Origin of the sequence: Bradyrhizobium sp. HKCCYLS3077 (assembly GCF_051167555.1) — a bacterium.
GTDB lineage: Bacteria > Pseudomonadota > Alphaproteobacteria > Rhizobiales > Xanthobacteraceae > Bradyrhizobium.
The window spans coordinates 164,636-190,888 of the sequence record NZ_JBNPTH010000007.1 but is presented as its reverse complement, the minus strand read 5'-3'; the positions used below and the strand labels follow the sequence as shown (position 1 = coordinate 190,888).

The following is a 26,253-nucleotide window of genomic DNA, read 5'->3' as shown; positions in this document are numbered from 1 at the left end:
CTCGCCGGGGGCAAGGCGCGCCGCGCGATGGTCTCACAGCGTCTTCAGATACTCGATCAGGTCCCAGCGCTCCTCTTCCGAGAACGCGCCGCCGATGATGCCGTTCGGATAGTCCTTGTTGGGCTTGGCCGGACCCTCGAACGAGTGCCCCAGCGTGCTGTTGCCCTTGATCGGCTTGCCATCGGAATCGTTGGTGGCGAACAGCGACTGTCCGACCTTGCACGAGGTCTCGCCGCCCTTCGGCACGTCGAAGCCGACATGCTTCGGATCATAGTCGCGGGCGCCCTGGCAGAACGAGGTCGGCCGCTCCGCCGCCGGCGTCAGCATCCAGTACAGCGACGGCACCGAGCCGTTGTGCAGATAGGGCGCAGTCGACCAGACGCCGTTGAGCGGGCGGGCGCGATAGCTCTTGCCGGCCGGATTCGGGCAGTTCTTGCGGTCGCCCCAAAGCGCCGCCTGCTCGGCCGGAGAGAGCTTGCGGTCCTCCATCCATTTGTCGCTCGCCTTCTGCACCACGGCCATCAGTGCGAGCGCATAGGGCATCTCGGTGGTCGAGCCCTGCGGCAGGTTGCAGCCCTTGAGGTCCTTGGCCGGGTCGACATTGAGGAAGCCGGGCACCTTGACCTGGCGATTGGCGAGGATGCTCGCCTGGCCGGGATCGGTCTGCATCGCATCGACCGACTTCTGCACCAGATCGAGGATCGGTCCCCTGGCGTTCCAGCCCTTGCTTTCCCAGTCCTCGGCCGGCTTGATCTTCCAGAAGCTCTTGTCCGGATAGGTCTTGTCGAACACGGGGTCTGCGACCGGGCCGAGATGGCACTCGACGCAGATGTTGGCGTAGAGCTTCCGGCCGCGCTCGACGCGCGCCGGGTCGATCTTCCAGGCGTCGTCGCCGCCGAACAGCTTCTCCGGCCATTTCGGCGAGGTGAGGCCGCCGAAAGCGGGCGTCGTCGTCGCGAACGGGTCGGGGCCGCGCAGCATGTCCTCGATATGCAGCAGGTTCTCGATCGCCATCGTCGAGCGCCACAGCCTGTTGCTCGCCGTCTCCGGCGAGAAATTGATCTGCGCGGACACGCCGAGCGCCTCGCCGGCATTGCGGATCAGCGGCTGCGCGATCGAGCCGTCATATTGCGCCCAGGAGAACCAGGGGACGGTCCAGATCGGCGGATAGGACACCGGCGCGTCGATGGCCTCCTGGTTGCCGAGCATGTTCGGCAGGCCGCTCACCGCCATGTCGAGATAGAAAACCTGGTTGCCGATGCGGTTGAGCGCATCGAGCCGGCCGAAGCCTTCCTCGGTCTCGGTCTGCCCCTTGGCCGCGATCGTCTTCGCGTAGTTGTTGGCCTGCATGTTGAGCGCGAAGTCGGTCGCCGCCTTCAGCCCCTTCTTGAGGGCGTCGCGATCGGCGTCCGAGGCGTTCGGCCCGAGCACGCGATCGGCGAAGCGCGAGAAGCGGCCGGGCACGTATTGCGTGAAGATCATCGCAAAGCCCATGGCCTCTTCGAGCTTGCGCAGGTCGACCATCCCCGGACCGCCGTCGAAGCGCACGCTGACGCCCTTGTAGTGGATGCTGCCGGAGTGGCAGGCGGCGCAGGTCAGTCCGATCTTGTCGGACTGCGGCGCGCCGGTGGCCGGATCGGTGGAGCCGGAGAGTCGCGCGAAGCCGACCGGGAGGCCGCCTTCACTACCGGCCGGCGTGGGCTTCAGGCCGGCCGGCAGCGCCGGCGCGGTCTCGGTCTTGGCGGAGCTCGCGGCATAGCCATAGGGGCGCAGCGCGCTCGGATCGCCATCGACGCTCTTCGGGCTCGGCATGAAGCCGAAGCGTTCGAGATAGGCGCTGTCGGAGATCAGGCCGGGTATGCCGAACGGCGTCAGGTAGGGCTGCTCCATCGCCATGAACCAGGCGTAGGGGATTGGGAAGGTCGCCGTGCCCTGGGTGACATGGTGAAACCAGTGCCGGTCCTGCGTGCTCCAGCCCTGGTCGAGCCAATAAGCCGCCTTGGTCGGCTCGGTCTCGGGCAAAGCGGGCGGAATGAACGCCGCGGCGCTCTTGGGCAGGACCTTGACGAGCTTGTCGCTGACGGCATCCGGCGCGGCCACCCAGGCGATCAGAACGGCGGCGCCGGCCACGATCACCGTGCCGACCAGAGCCTTGCCGACGCGCCAGACGATGCTGGCGGGCTTGGGCTTCGCCATCAGCCGCGCAGTGATCCGCTGCGGCAGGCGGCGGTCGATGAACAAGGTGCTGACCTCGGCGACCGAGAGATAGCGGCTGTCACCCTCGCCCTTGCCGAGGATGTTCAGCAGCACCGGCCATTCGCCCTTCATCAGGATGGGATAGTACCAGTGCGCCTTGTCGCCATCGCGCTTCAGATTGGCGGCCATGAAGGCGTCGATCTGCTTGGCGTTCAGGCCGCGCTCGGTGCCGCCGGCAGGATCCGGATAATCGCTGCCGAAGCTCGCGAACCGCTCGATCTCCGCAGGCTGGACCTTGGCCTCGGCATCCAGGATGCGCGAGCCGCCGCCGTGCTTGTCGAGCGGTCCGTTGCGGAGCTGGTCGAGATCGGCCCCCGACCACAGGCTCTTCAACAGCCGCAACGGCGACAGGCCGTTGGCGATCAAGGCGACGCCGAAGGTCTCGATGCCGACGATCCGCTTCTTGAAGCCGGTCTCGCCGCTCGCCGCCTCGACCCTGTCGGCGATGGTCTTCAGGGGGACGCTATGGCCGTCGACGAAGCCCCCGGCGACGAGCGCGCGCAGGAAGGGACATGGATTGTCGGACGAGACCGGGATCTGCCCCGGCAGTGCGTCACGGACGCGGGCGCTGTCTTCTTGCATCGAAGAACATCCTCGAAAAGCACCTGAGTGATGAAAACGGACTTACACGAACAAAGCGGGCCGGCATCCGATGACGCCGAACAACGGGCGGCGCAGCCGCCACCATCTGAACGGTACAATGCAATAGTGAATGATGGCGTAACCCGCCGCGCTGTCAACCTCAAGTCGCGATCGCGCTACTCGCCTGCGAATTTGGCCTTGGTATCGACCAGAGTGAGCTTGGTCAGCGGGATGCCGGCTTTGGCAAGGCCATCGCGATAATGGGTGAGGTCGGCCGGGTTGCGCCATCGGATGTTGCTCAGCAGGCGCTCGATCGTCATCCAGGGATGCTGGCTGAGGAGGCTGCCGACCGCTTCACCCGCCTCGACGGATCGTCCGAGCTGCGCCAGCGCCGCGGCGCGGATCGCGAGGCACTGCAGATGGTTGGGGTTCTGATAGTGCGACTCGCGCGCCCACGACAGCGACGCGTCATATTGACCGAGCAGATAATGGCTGAACGCACTCAGCACCGACCACTGATAGCGTGGGTCACTGTTGCCGCGCTGCGCCGCGACCGAGAACAGCTCGATCGCCTGACGGTGCTCCCCGGCGACGAGATGGCAGACGCCGAGCACGCCGCGCGCGCCCATGTCATAGGGATTGAGCTGCAGCGATTTGCGGGCGGCCTCCATGCCGGCCTCGACCCGCCCCTGCATCGCGTGGACATAGGCCAGCAGCGAGTAGGAGAAGGACGAGCGGGAATCGAGGCGCACGCCGGCCTCGGCGAGCGCCATCGCCTCGTCCCACAGCGCGCGCGTGTTCCTGATCCAGCCGAAATGGATGCCTTGCAGCAGGATGGTGCCGAGATAGGTGTGGGCGATGGCGAGGCCCGGGTCGATCTTGATCGCCTCGCGGAACAGCGCGATCGAGCTTTCGTAGTCGGCCTTGGTCGGCTGATAGTAGTGCGACAGGCCGCGTAGGAAGCGGTCCCACGCCGTCAGGTCGGTGGTCTTGGAGCGCACCGGCACAGCGGCCTCGGCGCGGTAGATCTCGGGAATCAGCGCCGTGCAGAGGTTTGCGGTGATGTCGTCCTGGACGGCGAAGAGATCGCCGATGTCGCGGTCGTAGCGGCCGGCCCACAGCTGCTCGCCGTTCTCAGGCGCGACCAGCTCCGCCGTCACCCTGATCTTGTTGCCGGCGCGCCGCACCGAGCCCTGGATCAGGTAGGTCGCATCGATTTCGCGCGCGATCAGGCGCGCGCTCATGCCGGCGTGCTTGAAGGCAAAGGTCGAGTTGCGGCTGAGCACGCGGAAGAACGACTGCAGCGACAGCGCGTGAATCAGGTCCTCGGCCAGACCGTCGGAGAAATATTCGTCGGTCTCGCCGCTGAGATTGGCGAAGGGCAGCACGCCGACGATCGCGGTTCGGTATTGCGCGGGCAGGGTCGCAGCGGCCCGGGGCTCGCGGGCGGTCTCGGGCGCGGCCGGGTCCCAGGTCCAGACGTTGATCGTCTCTTCGATGTTCTTGAACCGGAACGGACCGCGGTCGACGAAGGTCACCGTCAGGTGCTTGCTGGCTTCTTGGTAGGCCTTGTTGGAGACGGCGATCCCGCCGGGAGGCGCTGCGGCTTCAAGTCGCACCGCGGTGTTGACGCCGTCGCCGAACACCTCGTCCTCATCGAAGATGACGTCGCCCATGTTCAGGCCGAGGCGGAATTGCATGACGCGGTCGGCCGGGAGATGCGCATTGCGCTCGGCCATCAGCTTCTGCACCTCGACCGACGCGGCAATGGCGCCGACGACGCTCGGAAACTCCAGGAGAAACCCGTCTCCCGTGTACTTCACGATCCGGCCGCCGTGATTGAGGATGATCGGGTGGATGGCGCCACGATGCGCCTTGAACGCGGCATGGGTTCCCGCCTCGTCGGCGCCCATCATCCGCGAGTAACCGACCACATCGGCACAGACAATCGCGGCCAGCCGTCTCTCCATTCCGTCCTTGCTCCTACACAGGGCGATACCACGGCAACAGCGGTCGAATCCAATCATTTTGCGGAAGCAATGTGTAGGCCATGTGGCGGCTCGGCGCTATGCCGCGGGCCCGGCTCAGCTCAGCCCCGCCTTGATCAGCCCGTCGCGGTAGTGCTCGATGTCGGCACGGTGCTTCCAGCGGATGTTCTTCAGGTGACGGTCCAGCGTCAGCCAGGGATATTGCTCGCGCAGCGCCTCGATTGCGGCGCGCGCCTGCTCGGTGTCGCCAAGCTGCGCCAGCGCTGCGAGCCGGATCGTCAGCGCCTGGAGGTGATTGGGATACAGGAACAACTCCTCGCGCGCCCAGGACAGCGCGGCCTCATAGCGGCCGAGGAGATAGTGGCTGTAGGCGTTGAGCGCCGGCCATTGATAACGCGGATCGCTGTTGCCGCGCTGGGCGGCGATCGAGAACTGATCGATCGCCTGCTGGTGCTCGCCATTGACCATGTGGCACAGCCCAAGCACCCCGCGCGCGCCCATGTCATAGGCATTGAGCTCGGTAGCCTTGCGGGCGGCCTTCATGCCGTCGTCATGGGCCCCCTGCATGGCCTGTACGAAAGCGAGGATCGCATAGGCGAAGGAGGAGCGAGGATCGAGCCGCACGCTGTCCAACGCCAGGGTTTTCGCTTCGTCCCAGAGTGACCGAGAGCCCTTGATCCAGCCGAAGTTGATGCCTTGCATCAGAATGGTCGCGAGATAGGCGTGCGCGAGACCGAGGGTCGGATCGAGCGCGATGGCTTGCCGGAACAGCGAGATGGAGATTTCGTAGTCTGCCTTGGTCGGGCGATAGTAGTGCGACAGCCCGCGCAGGAAGCGATCCCAGGCGGTCGGATCGGCTCCAGGCGAGCGCACGGGGATCGAGGCCTCGACGCGATAGATCTCCGGCATCAGAGCCGCGCAGAGGCTGGTCGTAATCTCGTCCTGCATGGCGAAGAGATCGCCGAGGTCGCGGTCGTAGCGTCCAGTCCACAATTGGGCTCCGGTCTCGGGCGCGATCAGCTCTGCCGTGACTCGGATCTTGTCATGCGAGCGCCGTACCGTCCCCTGGATCAGATAGGTCGCGTCGATTTCGCGCGCGATCAGGCGGGGGCTGAGGGTGCGGTCACGGAAGCGGAACGTCGAGGTGCGGCTCAGGACGCGAAAGAACGACTGCAGCGACAAGGCGTGGATCAGATCGTCCGCGAGCCCGTCTGCGAGGTATTCATCGGAGCTGTCGGCAAGATTGACGAAGGGCAGCACGCCGACGATCGCCGTACGATATTGGGGCGGCAGGCGCTGTGTCCGGTCATGGGATGCCGTTTCACTGCCAGGCTCCCAGATCCAGGCCTGGACCGGCTCGGGCTGGTTCCGGAACTGGAAGCTTCCGGCGCTGCTCAGCCGGATCGGCAGCTGCGCGCTCGCTTCCTCATAGGCCTTGGCCGAAACGGCGACACCGCCCGGCGTCGCAATCGATTCCAGGTTAACAGCAACATTGATGCCGTCGCCGAACGCCTGGCCCTCGTCGATCGTGAATTCACCCTTATGGATCCCAAGCCGAAAGCGCATGCTGCGCTCGGCGGGAAGATCCGCGTTCCGCTCCGCCATCAGGCACTGCATCTCGATCCCGAACTGGATCGCGCTGGCGGCGCTGGCGAACTCCAGGAGGAAGCCGTCACCGGTGTGTTTGACGATGCGGCCGGCGTGATTGAGAATGATCGGATGAATGGCGCCGCGATGCGCCTTGAAGGCGGCATGCGTGCCGGCCTCGTCGATGCCCATCATCCGCGAATAGCCGGCGACGTCGGCGCAAAGGATGGCGGCAAGGCGTCGTTCCATCACATCGTGCTCCCACCTCGCGCATACCATGGCCGAGGCGGCCGAATCCAACCCTTTTGCGGAACCACTCACGAGACCTTGCCGGCGGAGGAAGCCACTTGCGGCCCGCCGTTTCCGACGGCAATAGGCGGGCATCCTCGATCATTAGACCTATCTGGTTAGGAAACGTTCAATCATGCTCGGCATTCACGACCTGTTGCTGTTTCTGGTGTCGGGCCTGTTGCTCAACATGACGCCAGGTCCGGACACGGCCTACATCATTGGCCGCAGCGCGCAGATGGGCTGGCGCGGGGGCGCCGCGGCCGCCTTCGGCATCAGCGCAGGCTGTCTCGTCCACGTCGTTGCAAACGCGGTCGGATTGTCGGCGCTGCTCACCGCGTCGGCCACGGCGTTTGCCGCGGTCAAATGGGCCGGTGCCGCCTATCTGGTCTATCTGGGTCTCACGCAGCTCCTGGCGCGGCGGCCCGCAGACGCGCAGGCCGGGAGGGAGATGACAACGGCGCCCGCGGCGACGTTGCGCCAAGTGTTCTGGCAGGGCGCTCTCACCAACGTTCTCAATCCGAAGGTGGCGATGTTCTTCCTCGCCTTCCTGCCGCAGTTCGTCGCGGCTGATGCGCCGCAAAAGCCGATCGCCTTCCTGCTGCTCGGCACGATCTTCATCGTCAACGGCACGATCTGGTGCCTTGGCGTGGCCGTGGTGGCGGCGCGGGCCGCGCGCCGCGTGCGCGGCTCTTCCGCGGCCCTGTCCTGGCTCAACCGCGCGATCGGTGGGCTGTTCGTCTATCTCGGCGTGAGGATCGCGATGCTGGAGGCGCGCTGACTACCAGGAAAGTTCGATCACAGCGCTGCCTGCCAGATAGAGTCCCAGGGCGATCATGGCGATCAGGAACACGCGGCGGAAGGCCTCGGCCGGCAACCGCGACCGCGCAGCTTGGCCGGCGAACATGCCGGCGAAGGCGCACACCATCGCCACTGCGCCGGGCAGGGCGGTCGCCGGGCTGAGCAGGCCGGAGCTCGTCAGGTTGAAGGCGAGGGTGACGGTGGCGACCGTGAAGAATACCCCGAGCGCCTGGACGAGTTCGTCCTTCTCCAGGCCGATCGCCTGCATATAGGGCACTGACGGGACCACCTGCACGCCGGTCGCGGCCGAGATGAGCCCGGTGACGAGGCCGACGATGCCGCCGACCCATTTCTCGTGGCGTGGCGCGACCTTGAAGGCGAATTTGGTGAGGCCCAGCACGGCGTAGAGCACCAGGAGAACGCCGAGCGCAACATTGCCGCAGCGCGTCGAGGCATGGCTGAGCGCGCCGGCATTGAGGCAGATGCCGATCGCCGTCCCCGCCATCAGCGGCCAGAGGCGCCGGGCGATGTCGCGCAGATAGGGGCCGGCAAAGGTCTGCCAGATATTGGTGATGACGGCGGGGACAATCACGATCGCAAGCGCCCGCCCGGGCGGCATGGCGACCGCGAGCAGGCCGACCGAGATAGTCGGCAGCCCCAGGCCGAGGGCGCCCTTGACGAAGCCCGCCAAGGTGAGCGCGACAGCGATGAAGATGAGGATGGAATCGATCATGGCCCTCACATTTGACCAGAGCGCGCGGCGCGCACAATGTGGAGGCTACGGAGACAGCCTTCGTCCTGAGCTGAGGCAGAGGAAGCATGCGTTTCGATCTGGTCGATCTGAGGCTCTTCATTGCCGTCGCCGAAGCCCGCAGCATCACCGGCGGGGCCGACCGTGCGCATCTGGCGCTGGCGTCCGCGAGCGCCCGGATCAAGGGTCTCGAGGACGCGTTCGGCGTGCAGTTGTTCAAGCGCGGCCGCCGCGGCGTCGAACTGACCGCAGCGGGCGAGAGCCTGCTTGATCACGCTCGCATCATCATCGCGCAGGTCGAGACCATGCAGGGCGAGCTCGCCGGGTTCGCGTCGGGCCTTCGCGCCAACGTTCAGCTGCTTGCCAACACCGTCGGCCTGGCCGAGCATCTGCCCAAGGCGCTGGCCGTCTTTCTGCGCGAGCATCCCGACATCAACGTCGACGTGGAGGAGCGCGAAAGCACTGACATCGCCGAGGCGATTGCGTCGGGCCGGGCCGATCTGGGCTTTGCGGCGGAGCACGCCTTGCCCGAGACGGTCGAGCGTTTCGCCTTCGGCGAGGACCGGCTGATCCTGGTCGCCGGCCGGCGCAGCGCGTTTGCGGGCCGCCGGCAGATCGATTTCAGCGAGACGGCGGGGGAGGACTTCATCGGGCTGACCCAAGGCACCGCGCTCAACGCCCATATCGGCCGGCATGCGGCGCGGCTCGGCATTCGCCAGCACGTGCGGGCGCGGCTGCGCGACTTCGATGCGATCTGCCAGATGGTGGCTGCCGGGATCGGCATCGCCGTCGTGCCGGAGGCCGCGGCGCGGCGTTGCGCGCGCTCGCTGCCGATCAGCCTCGTGACGCTCCGCGACGCCTGGGCGAATCGCAGGCTCGTGATCTGCGCCCGGAGCTTCGAGGCGCTGCCGCGTCCCGCCAGGCTGCTCGTCGAGCATTTGCGCAAGGCGGCGGGATGAGACAGCTTACGCGGCGCGCACGGTCTCCAGGAAGCGGGTGACTTCGAGCTTGAGCCGATTGCTTTCGCCGGCCAGCGACTGCGCCGCCGACAGCACCTGCGCCGATGCCGAGCCGGTTTCGGTGGCGCCGTGCTCGACCTGGACGATGTTGTCGGAGACGCGCTGCGTGCCCTGGGCGGTGTGCTGAATGTTGCGGGAGATGTTCTGGGTCGCAGCGCCCTGTTCCTCGATGGCGGCTGCGATGGCCGACGAGATATGTGAGAGCCGCTCGATCGTTCCGGATATCTCGCGGATCACGTCGACCGATTCCACGGTCGCGGACTGGATGCTCGCGATCTGCTGACCGATCTCGCCGGTGGCTTTCGCGGTCTGCTCGGCGAGCGCCTTGACCTCGGAGGCCACGACGGCAAAGCCGCGGCCCGCGTCGCCGGCGCGCGCCGCCTCGATGGTGGCATTGAGCGCCAGCAGGTTGGTCTGGCCGGCAATGGTGTTGATCAACTCGACGACGTCGCCGATCCGCGTCGCCGCGCGTGACAGCTCGCCGACCCGATCATTAGTGCGTCGGGCCTGCCCGACCGCCTCGCCGGCGATGCGGGCGGATTCCTGCACCTGGCGGCCGATCTCGTTGACCGACGCCGACAACTCCTCGGTGGCCGAGGCCACGGACTGCACGCCCGCGGCGGCCTCTCCGGAGGCGGAGGCGACGGAGGTCGCCAGCGCCTGGCCGTGTTGCGCATTGCGCGTCAGGGTCTGCGCCGAGGCTTCGAGCTCGGTCGATGCCGACGAGACCGTCTCGATGATCTGGCCCACGGCCAGCTCGAACCCTTGCGCGAGTGCGGTCATGTCGGCCTTGCGCTGCTGCGCCTGGCGCTTTTCGATCTCGTCCTGCTCGGCGCGCAGCCGCTCGGCTTCGATGCGGTTGGTCTTGAAGACCTCGACCGCATCGGCCATCTCGCCGATTTCATCGTGACGGCCGATGCCGGGAATGACGATCGAGGTGTCGCCGCCGGCGAGCCGCGTCATGGCGCGCACCATGCTGCGGATGGCACTGGAGATGCCGCGGCCGATCAGGAAGGAGATGCAGGCGACCAGCAGCAGTGACACCGCGAGCGTGAGCAGCATGCTGCTCCGGACGGTCCGGCCGGTGCTGGCCTCAGCGGCTTGCGCCGCCGCATATTGCTGGGCCACGGTCTTTGCGATCTCGGCGACCAAGGGCTCGATGTCGGCGAACGCTTTCGACATTGCCGCGGCGTGTCGCGCGGCTTCCTGGGAGCCGTCGGCCCAGGCCAGAAAGTCCTTCTGATACTTGTCGAGCTTCTGGACGATGTCCGCCTTGACGGAGGCCGCCAGCTCCGCTGCCGCCACGGCCTTGCCGAACTCGCCGGCAGTGGTCTTCAACTCGGCCACATATTTGGGATCGCGGCGCAGCATGAAGTCCTTCTCATGCCGGCGCAGCATCAGCATGCCGCTGGTCAGCCGGGGATCGTTGACGTCCTTCAGCCTGGCTTCGATGTCGTGGACGGCCGCGCGCAGCGATCCCGACAGGCCCAGCGTCTCGTTGAGGCCGAGGCGGACTTCCGCCTTTTCGGCTTCGGTGAATTCCATACTGTAGGTGGCGAATCCTGAAGCCACCGCGTCCGCCTTGCCCGCAATCATTGCTTCGCCATGGCTGCGGACGGTGCTGCGCAGATCGTCGAGCTCGCGCTTGATGGCCGCGCTGAGCTCGGCGTGGCGAGCCGCATATTTCTGGTCGCGCCGCAGCAGGAAATCCTTCTCGGCGCGGCGCGCCTCGAGCAGATCCGTCGCCAGCTTCTGGTTGAGATCGGCAATGCGACGGGCATTGTCTGCGACCTCGCGGGACGCTTCCTGGGACCGGCTTCCCAGGAAGTAGATGCCGCCGACGCTGGCAAGCGCTCCGGTTCCGATCAGGGCGATGGCCATGATCTTGTGGGTGAGGCGGAGCTTGGTGCCGAGCATGAATCGTCCCCGGGGTCAGTCGTGCGGCCGCGCCCGATGCGCGTCGGCCTGCATTTTCTGTAAACCTAGACAGCTCGCCTCAATGCCATGTTAACAATGCATCCTATTGTGAATTGTACGTATTTGTACGGAAGCGCCGTCGTCTCCCTCAGCCTGCAGCGAGTCGCTTCAGCGCCGCCTCGTGCACGCGCTTGTCGCCGGCCGCGATGATCCGCCCGCCGTTCTGGGCCGGGCCGCCCTCCCAATCGGTGACGATGCCGCCGGCACCGTTGATGATCGGGATCAGCGCCGCGATGTCGTAGGGCTTGAGCTCGGTCTCGATGACGAGATCGAGATGGCCGGCCGCGAGCATGCAATAGGAGTAGCAGTCGCCGCCATAGCGCGACAGCCGGGTCTCGGCCTCGACGCGGCTGAAGATGGCGCGGTCCGACTCGTTCATCAGCCGCGGGCTGGTCGTGTAGCACACGGCATCTTCGAGCCGCTCGCAGCGCCGGACCGACAGCCGGCGCTCGCCGGCTGAATTCCTGTAATTGGCCGATTCGTTGTCGCCGGCGAAGCGCTCGGCGATGAAGGGCTGGTGCATCATGCCGAACACCGGCGTGCCCTTGTGCAGCAGCGCGATCAGCGTCCCCCAGGTCGGAAAGCCCGCGATGAAGGACTTGGTGCCGTCGATCGGGTCGAGCACCCAGACATAGTCGGCGTCCTCGCGCTCATTGCCGAACTCCTCGCCGACGATGCCGTGCTGCGGGAAGTTGGCCTTGATCAGCCGCCGCATCACCGCCTCGGCGGCGCGGTCGGCTTCGGTCACGGGGTCGAAATCCTGCCGGTTGCTCTTGTTGTCGACCAGCAGCGAGGTCCGGAAGAACGGCAGGATGGTTTCGCCCGAGGCCGTCGCGAGGCGGCCGATGAAGGCAGAGAAGTCGATGACCGTCACGGCACGTCCTTCGAACAGGGAATCGGAAAGCGGATGATGCCGTCATGCCTATCGCAAAGCCGGGAGGTGCGCATCCGGATATGGAACAGCGACTTGGTATCTTGGATTCCGCCCGGTGACCGGCGGCTTCGCATCGGTGCGGGATTTCTGCCCTCGCCACCCAACCGAAACCAGAACCGAAAGGTACCCGATCCCGCCATTGATCAGACTTTTAGATCAAGTCATTGAACATTCATATGAAATAAGGATCGGGTCGCGCTCAATGCAACCCGGCCTGTGTTTTTTGCATGGGGTTTGGCCGAAAAACCCTTGCGCTTTGTGCAGCGCATCTGCATATTGTTGCGGTGCGGTAGCGCTTCGCGTTATCGCTGCCCTCCTTGGGCGTTTCCTCCCTAGACTTGGGCCGCTTGTCATTCAAGCGGCCCTTTTTTTTGCGCCGGCGCCAGCGGCGATCGTCGTGATTGCGGGCGAAGATGAGACGGCTCGGTCCGATCTATTCGGCCGCGGCCTGGAACGGGCCGAGATCACCGAGCGGCACGGTGGCCAGCACTTCAGCCAGGACCGCGAGATCTGAGGCGACCTGGGCGAAGCGCGGGCCGCGCTCGCGCTTGCGCTCGTCCATGTAGATCGCGCGGTTGAGCTCGATCTGGATCGCGTGCAGGCCGGAGGCCGGATTGCCGTAATGCTCGGTGATGAAGCCGCCCGCATAGGGCTTGTTGCGGCCGACCGAATAGCCGAGCCGTCCGAGCACATCCTCGAACAGGTCCGGCAGCAGCGACGCGCAGCTCGTGCCGTAGCGATCGCCGATCACCATGTCCGGCCGCCGCGGCTCGTCGCGCGACACGCCGACCGACGGCATCGAATGGCAGTCGACCAGCACCACGGTGCCGAACTGCTGATGCACGCGGTTGATCAGCCGCCGCAGCGCGCGGTGGTACGGCTTGTACAGCGTCTCGATCCGGTGCAGCGCCTCGTCGACATTGAGCCGGTCGCGATAGATCTCCTGGCCGTCGCCGACCACGCGCGGAATGGTGCCGAGGCCGCCGGCGACCCGCATCGAGCGGGTGTTGGCAAAGCTCGGCAGCCGGCCGGTGAACATCCGCGGATCGAGCTCGTAAGGCTCGCGGTTGACGTCGACATAGCAGCGCGGGAAATGCACGCGCACGACCGGAAAGCCGCGCGTCAAGAGATCGGCGATCAGCTCGTCCATGAACGAATCTTCGGAGCGTCGCAGCGACGGCAGGTCGATTCGCGAGGCCAGCAGGAACTCGTCGGGATAGACCGAGCCGGAGTGCGGCGAATTGAAGATGATGGGCGCGCGCCATTCGGCAGGCTCCATGATCTCGAACGGCGGCAATTCGCCATCAAAATCGGTCATCTCTGGGCGTCGTCCCCTCAGGTCACGTGCGTTGGTGTCACGTCTGTTGATGCGCCGGTATCTTCCGGCCGTCGTGCGTTGGACAACGCAGGCGCTTGCCTTCGCCAACTCGCATCTTCGATAATCCGAGCCGTTCTGCCAAGCGAAAAGCAATGAAAAAGATCATCCCCGGCTTGGAACAACTCTGAGCTGGCGCGCAGCTTTTGGGCGAAACGCGTGGCGTCGGCCCTCAAATTGCCTTGCCGATGTCGGATCAAAAGCTGCAATCTTTCACCCGAAATTTACCGCCCGTCAGGCTTAGTGGCGGCAACGCTCGCCTCTCACCGGTCCAGACTCCCAAGCCATGCACAAGATCCTGCTCGCAGAAGACGACAACGACATGCGCCGCTTCCTGGTCAAGGCATTGGAAAATGCCGGGTTCCAGGTTTCGCCCCACGACAACGGCATGTCGGCCTATCAGCGGCTGCGCGAGGAGCCGTTCGAGATGCTGCTCACCGACATCGTGATGCCGGAGATGGACGGCATCGAGCTGGCGCGCCGCGCCTCCGAGCTCGATCCGGACATCAAGATCATGTTCATCACCGGCTTCGCCGCGGTCGCGCTGAACTCCGATTCGGAGGCGCCCAAGAACGCCAAGGTGCTGTCCAAGCCGGTGCACCTCCGCGAGCTCGTCAGCGAAGTCAACAAGATGCTGGCGGCCTGAGCCGCCGGGACCGCGGCTCGCGAATTCGCGGATTATTCCCAATTTCGGCATTTTGCGTCCTTGCCTGCCTGCGCGGGAGCCGATATAGGGACGCCCACCCGAACGGACTTTATGGATTAGGGCACGTAGCTCAGCGGGAGAGCACTACCTTGACATGGTAGGGGTCACAGGTTCGATCCCTGTCGTGCCCACCATCGGCCGAAACGGCCGGTGGCCCAGCCTGGTCCCATTTTCCGATCATTGAAGATCTTCCATCGTGAATGAGCAGTGTTCGGCGCGGCGCGCCGGGACGCTCGCAAGGCAACGGCCAGGAGAGGCGCTAGAGCAGCCTCTTGTGCCGCCGCGTCGCTGACCGGGTCGGATTTGGCTCCAACCGGCCATCCATACCGATCGCCTCGGTCTCTCTCACCGTCTCCGTCATTGCGAGGAGCACTTGCGACGAAGCAATCCGGAGTCGCACGCGTGACTCTGGATTGCTTCGCTTCGCTCGCAATGACGGCGGCTGGCGTGTGATGACTGCGATGGCACATGGCTTCGCTGCCTCGCGGCGCGTTCTCGCGTCCGAGTCTTGCTGATCGATGTCCCTCTCTTGAAAGAGGGCACGGGGAATGCCGGGCGCTGGCCGCACCCATGGCCCGCCTGCAACAAAAAAGCAGGCGGCAGTCACCACAGGTTCAGCCGAGAACACCCGGCATTCCCCGCGCGATGGTTTTGACGGCTGCTTCGCGATCTCCCCGGTGCGCCGGGCTTTCTGGCCACCGTTATCAGCGCGGCGCGTGAGCGCCGGCACGGACGTGACACCAGCATCGGGGTGTCAGGACCACGCGACTTGACCGTGCGCATCAATGCCGTTCGTCCGCGCAGATGATCCACGCGCAGCACCAACACGCCCACCGCATCCCGCCTCGACGTTCGTGACGACCGCGAAGCGTCCCTCGTGTGAGACGGGACGACTCGGATAAAAGCATGATTTCTGGAAAAAAGAAAGAAGAAATTTTCGGCATGACGGCTGGACGGGGGCGGGTCCATCCGCTTGTGCAAGGGTGGCAAGCCGATCAGTGGTCGGATCAAATCAAGTTCCCAAGCGCCGCATTTGCATTGTGTTGAGGGTGTCCCGCTATCGTCCGCCGCCAACGAGGACCGCGAGGACGCCATGGCCGGGAATGCCAGACCCCAATCGAACTGGGCCCAGATCATCTCGGCCGCCGTGTCGGTGGTCGGCTTCGCCTTGCTGGCGTTGCAGATCAATCAGCTGCGCACCAATGCGCGCGAGGCTGCGGCGCGCCAGGTGTACATGTCCTACAGCGAGGCGCAGCTGCGCCACCCCGAACTGACCGAGCCCGACCTCGCGGCGCTGCGCGCCGACAGCGTCAAATACGTCCTGTACAAGAATTTCGTGGCGCATCTGCTCTTCGCCTATGACGAAATTCTCACGGTCTACGATCACGAGGAATGGCGCAGGAGTTTTGCCCAGGAGGTCAAATATCACATGAACTATGTCTGCTTCGGCATGACGCCGGACGACGATGCGACCTATTTCCCCAAGATGCGCGCGCTCTTGAAGGAGTTGCGCCGCAAATGCCCGGCCTCGCCCGACGCGCCGAAGCCAGCCGCGAATTGATCGGAGCGTGCGGGCGACCGGTGCGGACAGAACTCTGGATGCCTCGTCAGCTCGCGCAGTGTGCTGCAGCTTGCCCCGGACATGACGGAACGCCGTCCCTGATCGCGGGCGGCAGAACACGTCGATCAACCACCTTCCTGGACCTGCCGCCGGAGCTGGGAAGGTCCGCTTCTAGCTGTCGACCGGAAGTAAGTCGTCCGGCGCTCGCATGACCGCTTTTGACCCACAGCGGATTTGGAGCGGGCCAAGTGTATTCATCTGCCACGGTCGCAATCGTCGACCAAGCGCCTAAGATCATCGTCCGAGGGGCGCTCCACCATACGATCAAATCCCAGCGCAGAGCACTCTCTGCTGAATTGCCGATGCTCGAGCATTCGGGTGACGATAACGTAAGCAAAAAAATTGCCACCACCGGGATCACGAGCCAAGCCTCAGCATTGTAGCGCATGTCCTACCTGCGGGTTGCTCCGGCGAATATCAGCATCCATGCGAGCGCCAACAGTCTCACAACCCTCCAAAGATACTCACGAGGGCATAGCTTCGATCAAAAATGACGTATTCATCGCGACCGAAGGCATGGGAAAAATTGTTCCCGTGTCGCTCCAATTCCTCGTTGATCAGCTCGCCATTGATCCGATTTGCCAAGTTTTGTGGGGCGGTTAACGTGGACGGTATATCATCGATATTCCACACAATATCGCAGTAGGCGAAACCTTTGAGCTGCGGATCAAGGTTGGCTTCGGAATAACTCTTTCTCGCTTTTGCCCTGATCTCCGCCGGCAACTCGCCGCTATCATCAAGGCGGTTGAACGAGAGGTCGGACTTCGCTGGATAGAGAGTGCCGACTGCGCTGTCTTTGGATAAAAATTTCGGCAGCTCAAAATATGAGCTAAGTCGATGGCCCTCAAAGAGTACTCCCGGCCGACTTGGGTCCTGGTAAACAAATGTTGCAAAGCCAGCCGCCGCTCGAAACGCTGCCTCTGCATCTTGATTTCCATACCAATAGTTTGGCTTGCTCGAGGGCCAGTAGGGACGGATCGCCTCGCGCGCCACTTCAGGAAGCTTGACCCAAGAAAAGGCTCTACAAATAGAGCCCATAGCCCGATATCCCGGCTTCCAGTGCGGATGCTCCCATATGTTCTTTGCGTTTATGCCCAGGAGTTCGTAGGTGATGAAACTCTTCGGCGCCTCGGTGCGGCGCCATTCCTGCCATTCCTCGCGCGTCGCCCTGCTGATGGTGGCGCCGAAGAACTTTAGCTCAGAGATCGGACTCTCGTAAGCGTCCTCCGATGCATAGGCGAGCCCGATCCAGGGTTTGTCCGCATTCTCGTAAGTGACGACTAGCGGGAGCAGCGCTGCGGGCACCTTGCCGTTATCGGTGGTCTCTCCCCGGCATGCTTCTGGCGGGCGAATCACCACGCCGCGCCCGTCCGTCATTTTCAGGCCAAAGACCATCGGAGCAATACCGATCTCGAGCGTCCGATCATTGTCCTTGTAGGTCGTGATCCTGACATTGCAGCCGATCACGATGTCGAAGTGGAGCGGCTCGCCCTTGTAAGCGTAGCCGGCCTTGAACCGATAGTAGTAGCTACGATCCTGGCCGGGTGCGGCGACCTTGACAGACTTCGTGAAGCTCAGGGCGCCAAGGAGGAGCCACGGCTGCGAGAACAGCAGCGTTAGCCCCAAGCCGAGCAATACGACTGCGATCGCGAAGATCGAACTGGATAAGGTCTTCATGTCCATCTGTGCGCCGCGATTGCGGCCAGACTGCTGCAGTAGTGCTGCCTCATATCAAACATAGGTTGTGGATTCGATCAGCGACGTTAGACCTTTCTTGGTTAGGCTTTCACAAATTGTTAGCCAACGTTATGCGTGACGGCTAACGGCCGCTGATCGCCGGTCACAAGTCCGATGCTGGCCTGGCGGTCTACGATCACGAGGAATGGCGCAGGAGTTTTGCCCAGGAAATCAAATATCACATGAACTATGTCTGCTTCGGAATGACGCCGGACGATGATGCGACCTATTTCCCAAAGATGCGCGCGCTCCTGAAGGAGTTGCGCCACAAATGCCCGGCCTCTCCCGACGCGCCGAAGCCGGCCGGAATTGATCGGGTGCGTGCGGGGCTTCCGGTGGCGGGTAGATCTCGGTATGCCCAGCCTGTTCGCGCAGTTCACCGCCGCTCCCCCGGATATGACGGAACGCCGTCTCTGATCGCGGGCGGCAGAACACGTCGATCAACGCCCTTCCTGGACCTGTCGCCGGAGCTGGGAAGGTCCGTTTTTAGCTGTCGACCGGAATTAAGTCGTCCGACGCTCGCATGACCGCTTTTGGCCCAAAGGCGACATCGTTAGCGTTTAGTAACGGTGGCACAAAAGTTGTTCTCCTTCGATTTCCGCTTCCTTGTTCAGAGCGGTATAGAGTGCCGCGTTGGCAATATCGGCAAGCGACCAGGAAGATGAGAGCAAAGCTCGTAATTGCAACGCTTCTGATTTTCGGTGTGGTCGTTCTAGGTCACGCGTACCTTCGCGGCTACTCACCCTTCACCTCTCAATTTGTGCAGACATGTGATAGAGCAATCAAGGAGCGGTTGGTTGCTCCGTCCACCTATGAGCGGACTAGCGTAGACGAGTCTCGGAAGACAATCACGTTCGACGAGTTCTTCAAGGACCCGATACGGCGAGTGTCTGAGGCAGCCAGGAAAGCCATTGTCCAAGTCGAGCGAGTTTCGCCGGTTCAGTATATCGCGCTCATCGACTACCAAGCTAAGGACCGTGTCGGCGCCATCATTCGCGAGAGGGCAACATGCACTTTCAACTCACTTGATGGGAGCGACATGCCTGAACGTACAGGTTTTGTGCAGGTCGACGGCGAACATAATATAACGTGGGCTGCGAGGCAGCCGAACGCGGCCGCGCTCCTATCGCGCCTGGGACGGTGACTGGTGGTCGGCTGCTGCCCCATCTCGGACCTCTCGCCCGGCGCCCGCAATGTCCGCTGTCCGGGTGCAACCGGACGTCAACAGCCATCTAACGGCAAGGTGTCTTCTGACCTAAGCGGGCTTTGACTCCCGGCAGATCTAACCTGATCGGCCACCCACCTATCCTGGTCGTGCCATTCGAAGAAGCTCTCCGCCCGGACTGATGCGCCAGGGAATGTCGCCTTTCACCCGGTCTGAAATCATCAACGCGCTTTCTCTCGGCGGTGAGCCGATAGACAACTCCGGCGGCAGTACCGGCCGCAACGAGTTGCCAAGTCCCGACCTGGAAAGACGGAGGACGTTCCATGACCCATGCCCAATGCGCCTGTGGCAGCCTGAGGCTCTTGCTGCGAGCACCATCAAAAATGGTCGTCGCATGCCACTGCTTGGCATGTCAGCGGCGCACCGGCGCACCGTTCGGCGTCAACGCGTTCTATGCCATCGAGACCGTCGAGATCTCCGGACCGTCCACGGAGTTCGTTCATGTCGGCGAAAGCGGTCGAAACGTCCGAATGTTCTTCTGTCCGACCTGCGGTTCGACTGTCTACTGGAAGCCTGACGCGCTGCCCTCGATGATCGGGGTGGCTGTCGGCGCCTTGGCCGATCCTGACTTCCCCGCACCCGCCATATCGGTCTTCGAACGATCGAAACATCATTGGGTGAATGTCGAGGGACCGGTCGCGCACTTTCCGGCAAGCGGGATGCGGGACGCTCCCTTGAGCTGACGTACGCCGCTCGACGCGTGCGACGCGGCGTTGCCTTCGAGCCGACAGACGCGGAGACGGCGAGAGTTATCCCCGCGAGCAGCTGCAAGCTTGGCAGGGCCCTGTTGGGCAGCGTCGACGTGCAACCAGCGCTATTCCTGGTCTGTCTTCGATCCCTCCCTGGGGCTGCCATCGCTGAGGGGCAAGGCGATGGCTCGAATTGCTGGGCAATGCCTTTCCAGATGACCGACCACACGTCACCCGCGCGGTTTTCTTGTCATGAATTCTGAGCAAAGATGGAAGCGGATCTATCAGCTCATGGAGGACACGCCGCATGCGCCCCCACGTCGTTGCTCTGGCGCATGGTTCGCGCTCAATCCGGCTCTCGCCCTCGGCCAGCAGGCCGATTGCGGTGTGCCCGCGACGTTGGAAGACGGCTGGACCGTCGCGAAGCCGGAGGAGGTGGGCCTGGATGGGCCTCGCCTGTGCGCGATCGCCGGACGGCTCAGGGTCACGAATGCGAACGTCCACGGCGTGGTGATCGTTCGCGGCGGCAAGCTGGTCTTCGAGCAATATTTTGCCGGCTACGACGAGCCCTGGGGCGGCGATGCCGGGCGCTACGAATTCAGAGCCACGACATTGCACGACATGCGCTCCTTCACGAAGAGCGTCGTCTCGCTGCTGCTGGGGATTGCGCTCGATCGCAAGCTCATCGCCAACATCGACGAGCCCGTCACCAAATTCCTTCCCGAATACGCCGACGTGACGGCCGCCGGCTGGGACGGGATCACGCTGCGGCATCTGTTGACGATGTCCTCGGGAATGCAATGGGACGAAAACCTGCCGTGGAACGACAAGAATGACGAATGGCATCTGGTGAATGACCCGGATCCGCTGCGCTACGTGGTACAGAAGCCGATCGTCTTCGATCCGGGCACATTCTTCACCTACAATGGCGGCGGCACCGGGCTTCTCGCCAAGGTCATCGAAAAGGCATCGGGACAGCGGATCGATGTCTTCGCCGACGAGGCGTTGTTCAAGCCGCTCGGCGTCCATGATTGGCAATTGAAGGACTATCGCAACGGCACTCCGGCAACGGCCTCCGGGCTGCGTCTGCGTCCGCGCGATGCCGCCAAGATCGGCCAGCTCGTGCTCGATGGAGGGGAGTGGCAGGGGCGCCGGATCGTGTCCGCCGCGTGGATCGCGGACTCGATCAAGCCGCGGCTGCAGGCGCTCGGACTGTTCGGCGGTCTGTTCTACTATGGCTATCAGTGGTGGATCGGTCGCACGCTCGTCGACCAAAGAGAGGTCAAATGGGTCGCCGGCCAGGGCCTGGGCGGGCAGCGCTTGATCATCGTGCCGGAGGATCAACTCGTCATGATGGTCACCCAGGGTCTCTATGCGAACGGCCGGCAAGGGCAGGCGACGCTCGACCTGCTGGCCAATGTGGTTCTCCCGGCGGTGCGCGCCGAAGACACTCGGTGATGGGGAGGCACTTTCATGGAGCAGCGCTTTGTTTTCGATCAGGTTGCTAACGTTTATCAGGGCTCGCGACCCGACTATCCCGAGGCCCTCGTTGATGACGTCGTGGCGTATGCCGACCTGAAGCCCGGAGATGCTGTCCTCGAAATCGGTTGTGGCACGGGACAGGCAACGAAGAGCTTCGCGGCCCGGGGCCTGCAGATCGTCGCAATCGATCCCGGATCTGCAATGATTCGTGCAGCACGCGAGACGTTGGCAAGCTTTGATAATGTTGAATTGATCGAGACCACTTTCGAGGACTGGTCACCAAACAAAGCGCCGTTTCGACTGATCCTGGCGGCCCAGTCCTGGCACTGGGTTGCCCAAGAGTTGAGGTTCGTAAAGGCCGCGAAGGCGCTTTCACGCAACGGTTCGCTGGCCGTCTTCGGACATGTTCCGGTAGGACTGCCCGCCTTGTTGAGCGAGCAGTTCAAGGAGATATCATTGCGTCATACAGGCACCTGGGGACCCCCACCGGAAGCTTGGTACCTGCCCAGCGGCCCTTTGAAAGGCTGGTTTGACGAGTCAGGGCTGTTTGGAACGGTAGAACACCGGTTCTATCGGTGGAAGTTGCTGCACACGACCTTGAGCTACGCGAATCTCCTAAGGACGCGGTCAGATATCAGGATGATTGCGCAAGCGGCACGTGAAGAGCTGCTCGGCGACATATCTCAGGCGATCGATCGCTATGGAGGCGAATTGGAAGTTGACTACGAAACTCACCTCTACATTGCTCGACGGCTTGATATCGGGGCATAGCTTTATATCCCGCTCAAACGTGCGGAAGTGGTCCCATGAGTCCTTCCGATCATCATCGGCATTGTCGGTTCTCCAGGGGGGCAGTCGGACGTAAGCAGTCGCATGGCCGTTCTGCTTCTAACCCATTGCCGCCCTCGCTGACTGCCAATACAAATTCCATCGTGGTCCGTGTCACGGTGTACTGGATCGTCCGCCGGAGTTTGTCATCCGGCCGGCCCCGAGGCCCGACCGGGTGGCGGACGATGACAGCCGGAGTACCATGATCAATGTGCCAGGACTTCGGAAACGGGCGGTGACGGGATGTCAGCTTTTCTGGGGGGCGCTCCGGCGGGAGCGCCGTCGCCGGCAGAACCGCGGCTAGCGGCTCGAACCAGACTTTGACTTCCGGCAATTTTAACCGTCATCGGCTAATCAGGTATCCCTCTCGCGCGCTCATTCTGGCGCGCCAAAAATCTTGTTGGGGAGACGGTCGATGGCTCAACTCAGTTCCAGGCCGCGCATCGGCGAAGGGCGCATCGGCAGTTCGCTCTGCGCCGCGATCGGCGTGCTCAGCGTCGCCGCGGTGCTGTGCCTGCGCTACCCCGCCTTTCTGACGACGCCCGAGCTGCGCGTGCATTACGACGTCGAGCTGCTGCGCCTGACGCTGGCGGTCGCCATGGTCGCCGGGGCCTGGCTCGGCGTCGTCGGGATCGTGCTGGGCGGCCCGCGGGTGAGCGCGGCGATCGGGCTCAGCGGGCTGTTCCTCGCCACCCTGCTCGGCGGGCCCTATGTGCCGACGCCGGATTTTCAGCAGCCGCGCGTCTATCTCGGCCTCGACTGGCTGGTGCTCGATCTCTTCTTTACGGGGGCGGCCTTCGTGCTGCTCGAATGGGTGTTTCCGCGGGTGCGGCCGGAGCAGGGGCCGCTCAGCCCGGGCTGGAAGCTCGATCTCGCTTATTTCGGCGTGAATCATCTGCTGATCGGCGTCTTCCTGGTGGTCTCGACCCATTTTGCCCATGACGCGTTCGCCTGGGCGATCAGTCCGTCCTTGCAGGCGCATGTCGTGGCGCTGCCGGCGGTCGTCCGCTTCGTGCTGGTGATCCTGGCGGCCGATGCCGTCGAATACATCACCCACCGCGCCTATCACGAGGTGCCGTGGCTATGGCGCATCCATGCCGTGCATCATTCGCCCGAACACATGGACTGGCTGTCGGGGTCGCGGCTGCATTTCCTCGAGCCCTTGGCCACGCGCGCCCTGGTGCTGGTGCCGATCGTCCTGCTCGGCTTCCCGCAGGACACGATCTTCGCCTACCTGATCTTCATCTCCGTGCAGTCGGTGCTGATCCATTCCAACATCAAGATGGATGTCGGCTGGCTGCGCTACGTCATCGTCACGCCGCAATTCCACCACTGGCACCACGCCTCCGACGCCGAGGCGCTCGACAAGAACTACGCGGCGCATACCCCGCTGTTCGACATGCTCGGCGGAACGTGGCATCTGCCCAGGGATCGCTGGCCGGTCAACTACGGCACGGTGAAGCCGATCCCCGGCGGCATGTTCGGGCAGTTCATGCATCCCTTCGTCGGGCCGGTGAAGGAGTTTCTCGAACACCGAGACCCGTGACGCGGCGTGGTCGCTGGTCGTATTCTGGCAACACCCAGGGGCAGACGGGCGCAGCATATGAAGTTCAGAGGCGGGGATGTCACCAGCCGACCTGATCCATCACGAGGCCACCTATCGGCACCGGTGGTTCAGACGGCGCTCTGGATGTGCATCGTCATCCTGGCCGCGATGCTTCGTTCAGCGGAGGCGTGCGCCCAGGAGCCGGCGGTCGATCGCGAGAGATATTACGAGGCCGTGAATCACTGCCGCCATGCGGGACAGGCTCCGATGAGCCTCAGCCCGGACAAGCGCGTGCTCTGCTTCGACGGCGTGCTTGCCGAGAATATGGATGTCTCGTCGGCGAAGGATCTCCATGATGGGGGATTGTTCGTCGTGCGAAGTTTCGGAGGACATACAATTCCCGCGGTCACGCTGTCCGACATCGTCCGCGATCGTCGTGCCACGGTCGTGGTCTACGACCACTGCCTGTCGGCGTGCGCGCAATTCCTTCTCGTGGCGTCGGACAAGACCTACATCCTCAAGGACACGCTCGTCGCCTGGCACTATCCGCAGGGCCTCGAGCTATGCACGTATCTTGAAGCACCGCGGGACGGTGAGCCGAAGAAAGTGCAGCGTGGTCCGTGTCGGCAGGGCGGCGAACACGGCTTTACATATGAGCGGACGTTCACGGAGTTTTTCAAGGACCGCGCCGTCAAGCCGCCGCTCTCGCTTCCCACCGACAGTCTCTATGTGCGACGGATCGTCCGAAATCTCTACGCCGAAACTGGCGTCTTTCGCGACGTCATGTGGACGCTTCATCCACGATATTATCCAACCTTGTTCAAGACGAAGATCACTTACGAGGCCTATCCGGAAAGCCAGGACGAGGTCGACGACATGGTGAAGCGGCTCGGGCTCAGCGCCGGCCGCTCCGTGAAGGTCATCTACGATCCATGACATCGGGTCCGGATCGAGGTCGATCGCGAGCTGCTGTCAAAAACCGGTCGAGAGCGAAACCTTGCGCCACCGCGCGATGATGGCGGCATCGGAGGCGTGCTTCGCCTCGATCGCCGCGACGGTGTCGGCCCCGAGCGGCAGCCGCACCGGCGGGTCGGGCTCGTCGGCGAAGTCGACCAGCACCCGCGCGAGCTTGTCGGGATCGCCGGGCTGGGCGCCGTTGATTTGGCCCGCGTTCGCGCGGACCCGGCCTGCCGTCGCGCTGTAGTCGGGGATCTCGATGCGGCTGACCTTCAGCGACGAGGCATCCATGAAGTCGGTGCGGAAATAGCCCGGCTCGATCGCCGTCACATGGATGCCGAGTGGCGCCAGCTCGGCGCGCAGCGCCTCCGTCAGCGCCTCGACCGCGAACTTGGTCGCGCCATAGACACCGAAGCCGGCCGAGCCGCGATAGCCGCCGATCGAGGAGATGTTGAGGATGCGGCCCGAGCGCGCCTTGCGCATGTGAGGAAGCACCGCGCGGGTGACGGCGAGCAGGCCGAACACGTTGGTGCGGAAGACGGCCTCGATCTCGTCCTGGCTTGCTTCCTCGACCGCGCCCATCAGGCCGAAGCCGGCGTTGTTGAGGAGCACGTCGATCTTGCCGAACCGGTCGACCGCCGCCTGCGCCGCCGCGACCGCCTCGCTCTCTTTGGTCACGTCGAGCGCGAGCGCCAGGAGGTTGGGATGCGCCCCGATGCGCTTCGTGATCGCATTCGGATCGCGCGCCGTCGCCACGACGGCGTCGCCTCTCGCCAACGCCTGCTGCGCGACCAGCGCGCCGAAGCCGCGCGAGGCGCCTGTGATGAACCAGACTCTCATCGGATAACTCCTTGATGCATGTGAGGCTTGGAGAGCGCGTCGGCTCACGCCGCCGCGATGTCGATGGCGATCTTGCCGGCGCTGCCCGTCTTGAGCGCGTCATAGGCTGCGCCGACCTCTTCGAGCGCGAACCGGCGCGGGTCGAGCAGCGGCGCGAGCTTGCCGGATTCCACCAGCTGAGCGGCCTGTTCGAGGATCTCGCCGTGATGCCGCCGTCCCTTGCCGTCGAGCAGCGGCAGGAGCGTGAACACGCCGGAATAGGTGCCGCCCTTGAACGACAGCGGCGCCAGCGGATGCGTGCCCCAGCCCAGCGACGAGGTGACGTGGCCGAACCGCGCGACCGCGGCGAAGGCTGTGTCGAGTGCGCCGACCGTGTCGTAGACGACGTCGAAGCCGCGGCCCGCCGTGATGCGACTGACGGCGTCGGCGATCGGCTCGTTGCGGTCGATGAAGACAGCGCCGAGGCGCTCGATCACGGGCTGGCTCTGCGGATTGCCCGTCGCGAAAACCGTCGCGCCGAAGGCGAGGCCGAGCTGGACGACGATGTGGCCGACGCCGCCGGCGCCGCCGAGAACGAGCAGGGTCTGTCCCGGCCGGATGCCGATGCGATCGACCAGGCCTTCCCAGGCCGTGATCGTCACCAGCGGCAGCACGGCCGCCTCGCGCATGCTGAGGTTCGCCGGCTTGGCCGCGAGCAGATCGGCGTCGGCGCTGACATATTCGGCGAGCGTGCCGGGGTGGCCGCCGACACCCCCGACCATGCCGTAGACCTCGTCGCCCGGGCGAAACCGGGTGACGCCTTCGCCGATGGCTTCGACCGTTCCGGCCATGTCCAGGCCGAGGATGGCGGGAGCCGGGTGCCTCGCATGCGCCGCCTGGCCGGCGTGGATCTTGGTGTCGAGCGGGTTGGTCCCCGCCGCGGCGATGCGGACGAGGACTTCGCCGCGGCCCGGCGCGGGGCTGCTGATCGCGGTGACGCGCAGCGGCGAGCCGGTTTCGTGGAGAATGGCAGCCTTCATCGAGATGGTCATGGCGACCTCCTGCTGTGATGAAGGCATCATCGG

General features: G+C 64.1%; 19 protein-coding genes and 1 tRNA gene. 10 read left to right on the top strand and 10 right to left on the bottom strand.

Annotated features, from left to right (window positions below; genetic code table 11):
- Positions 1–33 precede the first annotated feature (33 nt).
- From ACQR0Z_RS26915 to ACQR0Z_RS26905, 3 genes are all read right to left on the bottom strand, one after another.
- Entirely contained in the window at positions 34–2,838 is a 2,805-nt protein-coding gene (locus ACQR0Z_RS26915) for a di-heme-cytochrome C peroxidase (RefSeq protein WP_434920644.1), read from the bottom strand.
- A 176-nt stretch (positions 2,839–3,014) separates the two neighbouring features.
- Positions 3,015–4,808, bottom strand: coding sequence for an adenylate/guanylate cyclase domain-containing protein (locus ACQR0Z_RS26910; RefSeq protein ID WP_434879370.1), 1,794 nt, complete (start codon positions 4,806–4,808; stop codon positions 3,015–3,017).
- Positions 4,809–4,922: 114 nt separating this feature from the next.
- Entirely contained in the window at positions 4,923–6,662 is a 1,740-nt protein-coding gene (locus ACQR0Z_RS26905) for an adenylate/guanylate cyclase domain-containing protein (RefSeq protein WP_434861565.1), read from the bottom strand.
- Positions 6,663–6,837: 175 nt separating this feature from the next.
- Here ACQR0Z_RS26905 and ACQR0Z_RS26900 point away from each other — a divergent pair, with 175 nt between their 5' ends.
- Entirely contained in the window at positions 6,838–7,482 is a 645-nt protein-coding gene (locus ACQR0Z_RS26900; RefSeq protein WP_434920643.1) for a LysE family translocator, read from the top strand.
- On the opposite strand, the gene ACQR0Z_RS26895 is transcribed toward ACQR0Z_RS26900, so the two are convergent.
- Positions 7,483–8,235 (bottom strand): sulfite exporter TauE/SafE family protein, encoded by a 753-nt coding sequence (locus ACQR0Z_RS26895; protein WP_434920642.1) that lies wholly within the window; start codon positions 8,233–8,235, stop codon positions 7,483–7,485.
- A gap of 86 nt (positions 8,236–8,321) precedes the next feature.
- Between ACQR0Z_RS26895 and ACQR0Z_RS26890 the strand changes: the two genes are divergently transcribed.
- On the top strand, positions 8,322–9,212 hold the full coding sequence (locus ACQR0Z_RS26890) for a LysR substrate-binding domain-containing protein (protein ID WP_434920641.1): 891 nt from the start codon (positions 8,322–8,324) through the stop codon (positions 9,210–9,212).
- Between the two features lie 6 nt (positions 9,213–9,218).
- Here ACQR0Z_RS26890 and ACQR0Z_RS26885 read toward each other — a convergent pair whose 3' ends face one another.
- The 3 genes from ACQR0Z_RS26885 to ACQR0Z_RS26875 form a co-directional block, all read right to left on the bottom strand.
- A complete protein-coding gene (locus ACQR0Z_RS26885) occupies positions 9,219–11,189 on the bottom strand; it encodes a methyl-accepting chemotaxis protein (RefSeq protein ID WP_434920640.1) in 1,971 nt (656 codons plus the stop codon).
- A gap of 148 nt (positions 11,190–11,337) precedes the next feature.
- Complete coding sequence (gene hisN / locus ACQR0Z_RS26880) at positions 11,338–12,123, bottom strand: histidinol-phosphatase (RefSeq protein ID WP_434879365.1); 786 nt, start codon at positions 12,121–12,123, stop codon at positions 11,338–11,340.
- 493 nt (positions 12,124–12,616) lie between these two features.
- Positions 12,617–13,501 carry an N-formylglutamate amidohydrolase gene (locus ACQR0Z_RS26875; protein ID WP_434861559.1) on the bottom strand — a complete coding sequence of 295 codons (885 nt, stop codon included), beginning with the start codon at positions 13,499–13,501 and terminating at the stop codon, positions 12,617–12,619.
- A 343-nt stretch (positions 13,502–13,844) separates the two neighbouring features.
- Here ACQR0Z_RS26875 and cpdR point away from each other — a divergent pair, with 343 nt between their 5' ends.
- The 3 genes from cpdR (at position 13,845) to ACQR0Z_RS26860 (ending at position 15,825) form a co-directional block, all read left to right on the top strand.
- The gene (gene cpdR / locus ACQR0Z_RS26870) at positions 13,845–14,204 is read left to right on the top strand and encodes a cell cycle two-component system response regulator CpdR (RefSeq protein ID WP_006610087.1); all 360 of its coding nucleotides are present in this window, start codon (positions 13,845–13,847) and stop codon (positions 14,202–14,204) included.
- A 119-nt stretch (positions 14,205–14,323) separates the two neighbouring features.
- A tRNA-Val gene (locus tag ACQR0Z_RS26865) sits at positions 14,324–14,398 on the top strand.
- Positions 14,399–15,357: 959 nt separating this feature from the next.
- Complete coding sequence (locus tag ACQR0Z_RS26860; RefSeq protein WP_434879364.1) at positions 15,358–15,825, top strand: hypothetical protein; 468 nt, start codon at positions 15,358–15,360, stop codon at positions 15,823–15,825.
- Positions 15,826–16,329: 504 nt separating this feature from the next.
- Here ACQR0Z_RS26860 and ACQR0Z_RS26855 read toward each other — a convergent pair.
- Complete coding sequence (locus tag ACQR0Z_RS26855; RefSeq protein ID WP_434920639.1) at positions 16,330–17,568, bottom strand: hypothetical protein; 1,239 nt, start codon at positions 17,566–17,568, stop codon at positions 16,330–16,332.
- A gap of 1,542 nt (positions 17,569–19,110) precedes the next feature.
- On the opposite strand from ACQR0Z_RS26855, the gene ACQR0Z_RS26850 reads away from it, so the two are divergent.
- The 5 genes from ACQR0Z_RS26850 (at position 19,111) to ACQR0Z_RS26830 (ending at position 24,328) form a co-directional block, all read left to right on the top strand.
- Positions 19,111–19,530 carry a GFA family protein gene (locus ACQR0Z_RS26850; protein WP_434920638.1) on the top strand — a complete coding sequence of 140 codons (420 nt, stop codon included), beginning with the start codon at positions 19,111–19,113 and terminating at the stop codon, positions 19,528–19,530.
- Between the two features lie 258 nt (positions 19,531–19,788).
- On the top strand, positions 19,789–20,994 hold the full coding sequence (locus tag ACQR0Z_RS26845; protein WP_434920637.1) for a serine hydrolase domain-containing protein: 1,206 nt from the start codon (positions 19,789–19,791) through the stop codon (positions 20,992–20,994).
- Positions 20,995–21,009: 15 nt separating this feature from the next.
- On the top strand, positions 21,010–21,789 hold the full coding sequence (locus tag ACQR0Z_RS26840) for a class I SAM-dependent methyltransferase (protein WP_434920636.1): 780 nt from the start codon (positions 21,010–21,012) through the stop codon (positions 21,787–21,789).
- A gap of 472 nt (positions 21,790–22,261) precedes the next feature.
- The gene (locus ACQR0Z_RS26835; protein WP_434920635.1) at positions 22,262–23,392 is read left to right on the top strand and encodes a sterol desaturase family protein; all 1,131 of its coding nucleotides are present in this window, start codon (positions 22,262–22,264) and stop codon (positions 23,390–23,392) included.
- Between the two features lie 267 nt (positions 23,393–23,659).
- Positions 23,660–24,328, top strand: coding sequence for a hypothetical protein (locus ACQR0Z_RS26830; RefSeq protein WP_434861549.1), 669 nt, complete (start codon positions 23,660–23,662; stop codon positions 24,326–24,328).
- 36 nt (positions 24,329–24,364) lie between these two features.
- Here the strand turns inward: ACQR0Z_RS26830 and ACQR0Z_RS26825 are convergent, their stop codons facing one another.
- Both ACQR0Z_RS26825 and ACQR0Z_RS26820 read right to left on the bottom strand, forming a co-directional pair.
- Positions 24,365–25,189: an oxidoreductase gene (locus ACQR0Z_RS26825; RefSeq protein WP_434920634.1), complete on the bottom strand. Its 825-nt coding sequence runs from the start codon at positions 25,187–25,189 to the stop codon at positions 24,365–24,367.
- Between the two features lie 44 nt (positions 25,190–25,233).
- Positions 25,234–26,220: an alcohol dehydrogenase catalytic domain-containing protein gene (locus tag ACQR0Z_RS26820; RefSeq protein WP_434920633.1), complete on the bottom strand. Its 987-nt coding sequence runs from the start codon at positions 26,218–26,220 to the stop codon at positions 25,234–25,236.
- Between the last annotated feature and the right edge of the window lie 33 nt (positions 26,221–26,253).

Coding starts and splice junctions, on each gene's coding strand:
- ACQR0Z_RS26915 (WP_434920644.1), bottom strand. CDS start 2,838: ATGCAAGAAGACAGCGCCCGCGTCCGTGACGCACTGCCGGGGCAGATC.
- ACQR0Z_RS26910 (WP_434879370.1), bottom strand. CDS start 4,808: ATGGAGAGACGGCTGGCCGCGATTGTCTGTGCCGATGTGGTCGGTTAC.
- ACQR0Z_RS26905 (WP_434861565.1), bottom strand. CDS start 6,662: ATGGAACGACGCCTTGCCGCCATCCTTTGCGCCGACGTCGCCGGCTAT.
- ACQR0Z_RS26900 (WP_434920643.1), top strand. CDS start 6,838: ATGCTCGGCATTCACGACCTGTTGCTGTTTCTGGTGTCGGGCCTGTTG.
- ACQR0Z_RS26895 (WP_434920642.1), bottom strand. CDS start 8,235: ATGATCGATTCCATCCTCATCTTCATCGCTGTCGCGCTCACCTTGGCG.
- ACQR0Z_RS26890 (WP_434920641.1), top strand. CDS start 8,322: ATGCGTTTCGATCTGGTCGATCTGAGGCTCTTCATTGCCGTCGCCGAA.
- ACQR0Z_RS26885 (WP_434920640.1), bottom strand. CDS start 11,189: ATGCTCGGCACCAAGCTCCGCCTCACCCACAAGATCATGGCCATCGCC.
- ACQR0Z_RS26875 (WP_434861559.1), bottom strand. CDS start 13,501: ATGACCGATTTTGATGGCGAATTGCCGCCGTTCGAGATCATGGAGCCT.
- cpdR (WP_006610087.1), top strand. CDS start 13,845: ATGCACAAGATCCTGCTCGCAGAAGACGACAACGACATGCGCCGCTTC.
- ACQR0Z_RS26860 (WP_434879364.1), top strand. CDS start 15,358: ATGGCCGGGAATGCCAGACCCCAATCGAACTGGGCCCAGATCATCTCG.
- ACQR0Z_RS26855 (WP_434920639.1), bottom strand. CDS start 17,568: ATGGACATGAAGACCTTATCCAGTTCGATCTTCGCGATCGCAGTCGTA.
- ACQR0Z_RS26850 (WP_434920638.1), top strand. CDS start 19,111: ATGACCCATGCCCAATGCGCCTGTGGCAGCCTGAGGCTCTTGCTGCGA.
- ACQR0Z_RS26845 (WP_434920637.1), top strand. CDS start 19,789: ATGAATTCTGAGCAAAGATGGAAGCGGATCTATCAGCTCATGGAGGAC.
- ACQR0Z_RS26840 (WP_434920636.1), top strand. CDS start 21,010: ATGGAGCAGCGCTTTGTTTTCGATCAGGTTGCTAACGTTTATCAGGGC.
- ACQR0Z_RS26835 (WP_434920635.1), top strand. CDS start 22,262: ATGGCTCAACTCAGTTCCAGGCCGCGCATCGGCGAAGGGCGCATCGGC.
- ACQR0Z_RS26830 (WP_434861549.1), top strand. CDS start 23,660: ATGAGCCTCAGCCCGGACAAGCGCGTGCTCTGCTTCGACGGCGTGCTT.
- ACQR0Z_RS26825 (WP_434920634.1), bottom strand. CDS start 25,189: ATGAGAGTCTGGTTCATCACAGGCGCCTCGCGCGGCTTCGGCGCGCTG.
- ACQR0Z_RS26820 (WP_434920633.1), bottom strand. CDS start 26,220: ATGACCATCTCGATGAAGGCTGCCATTCTCCACGAAACCGGCTCGCCG.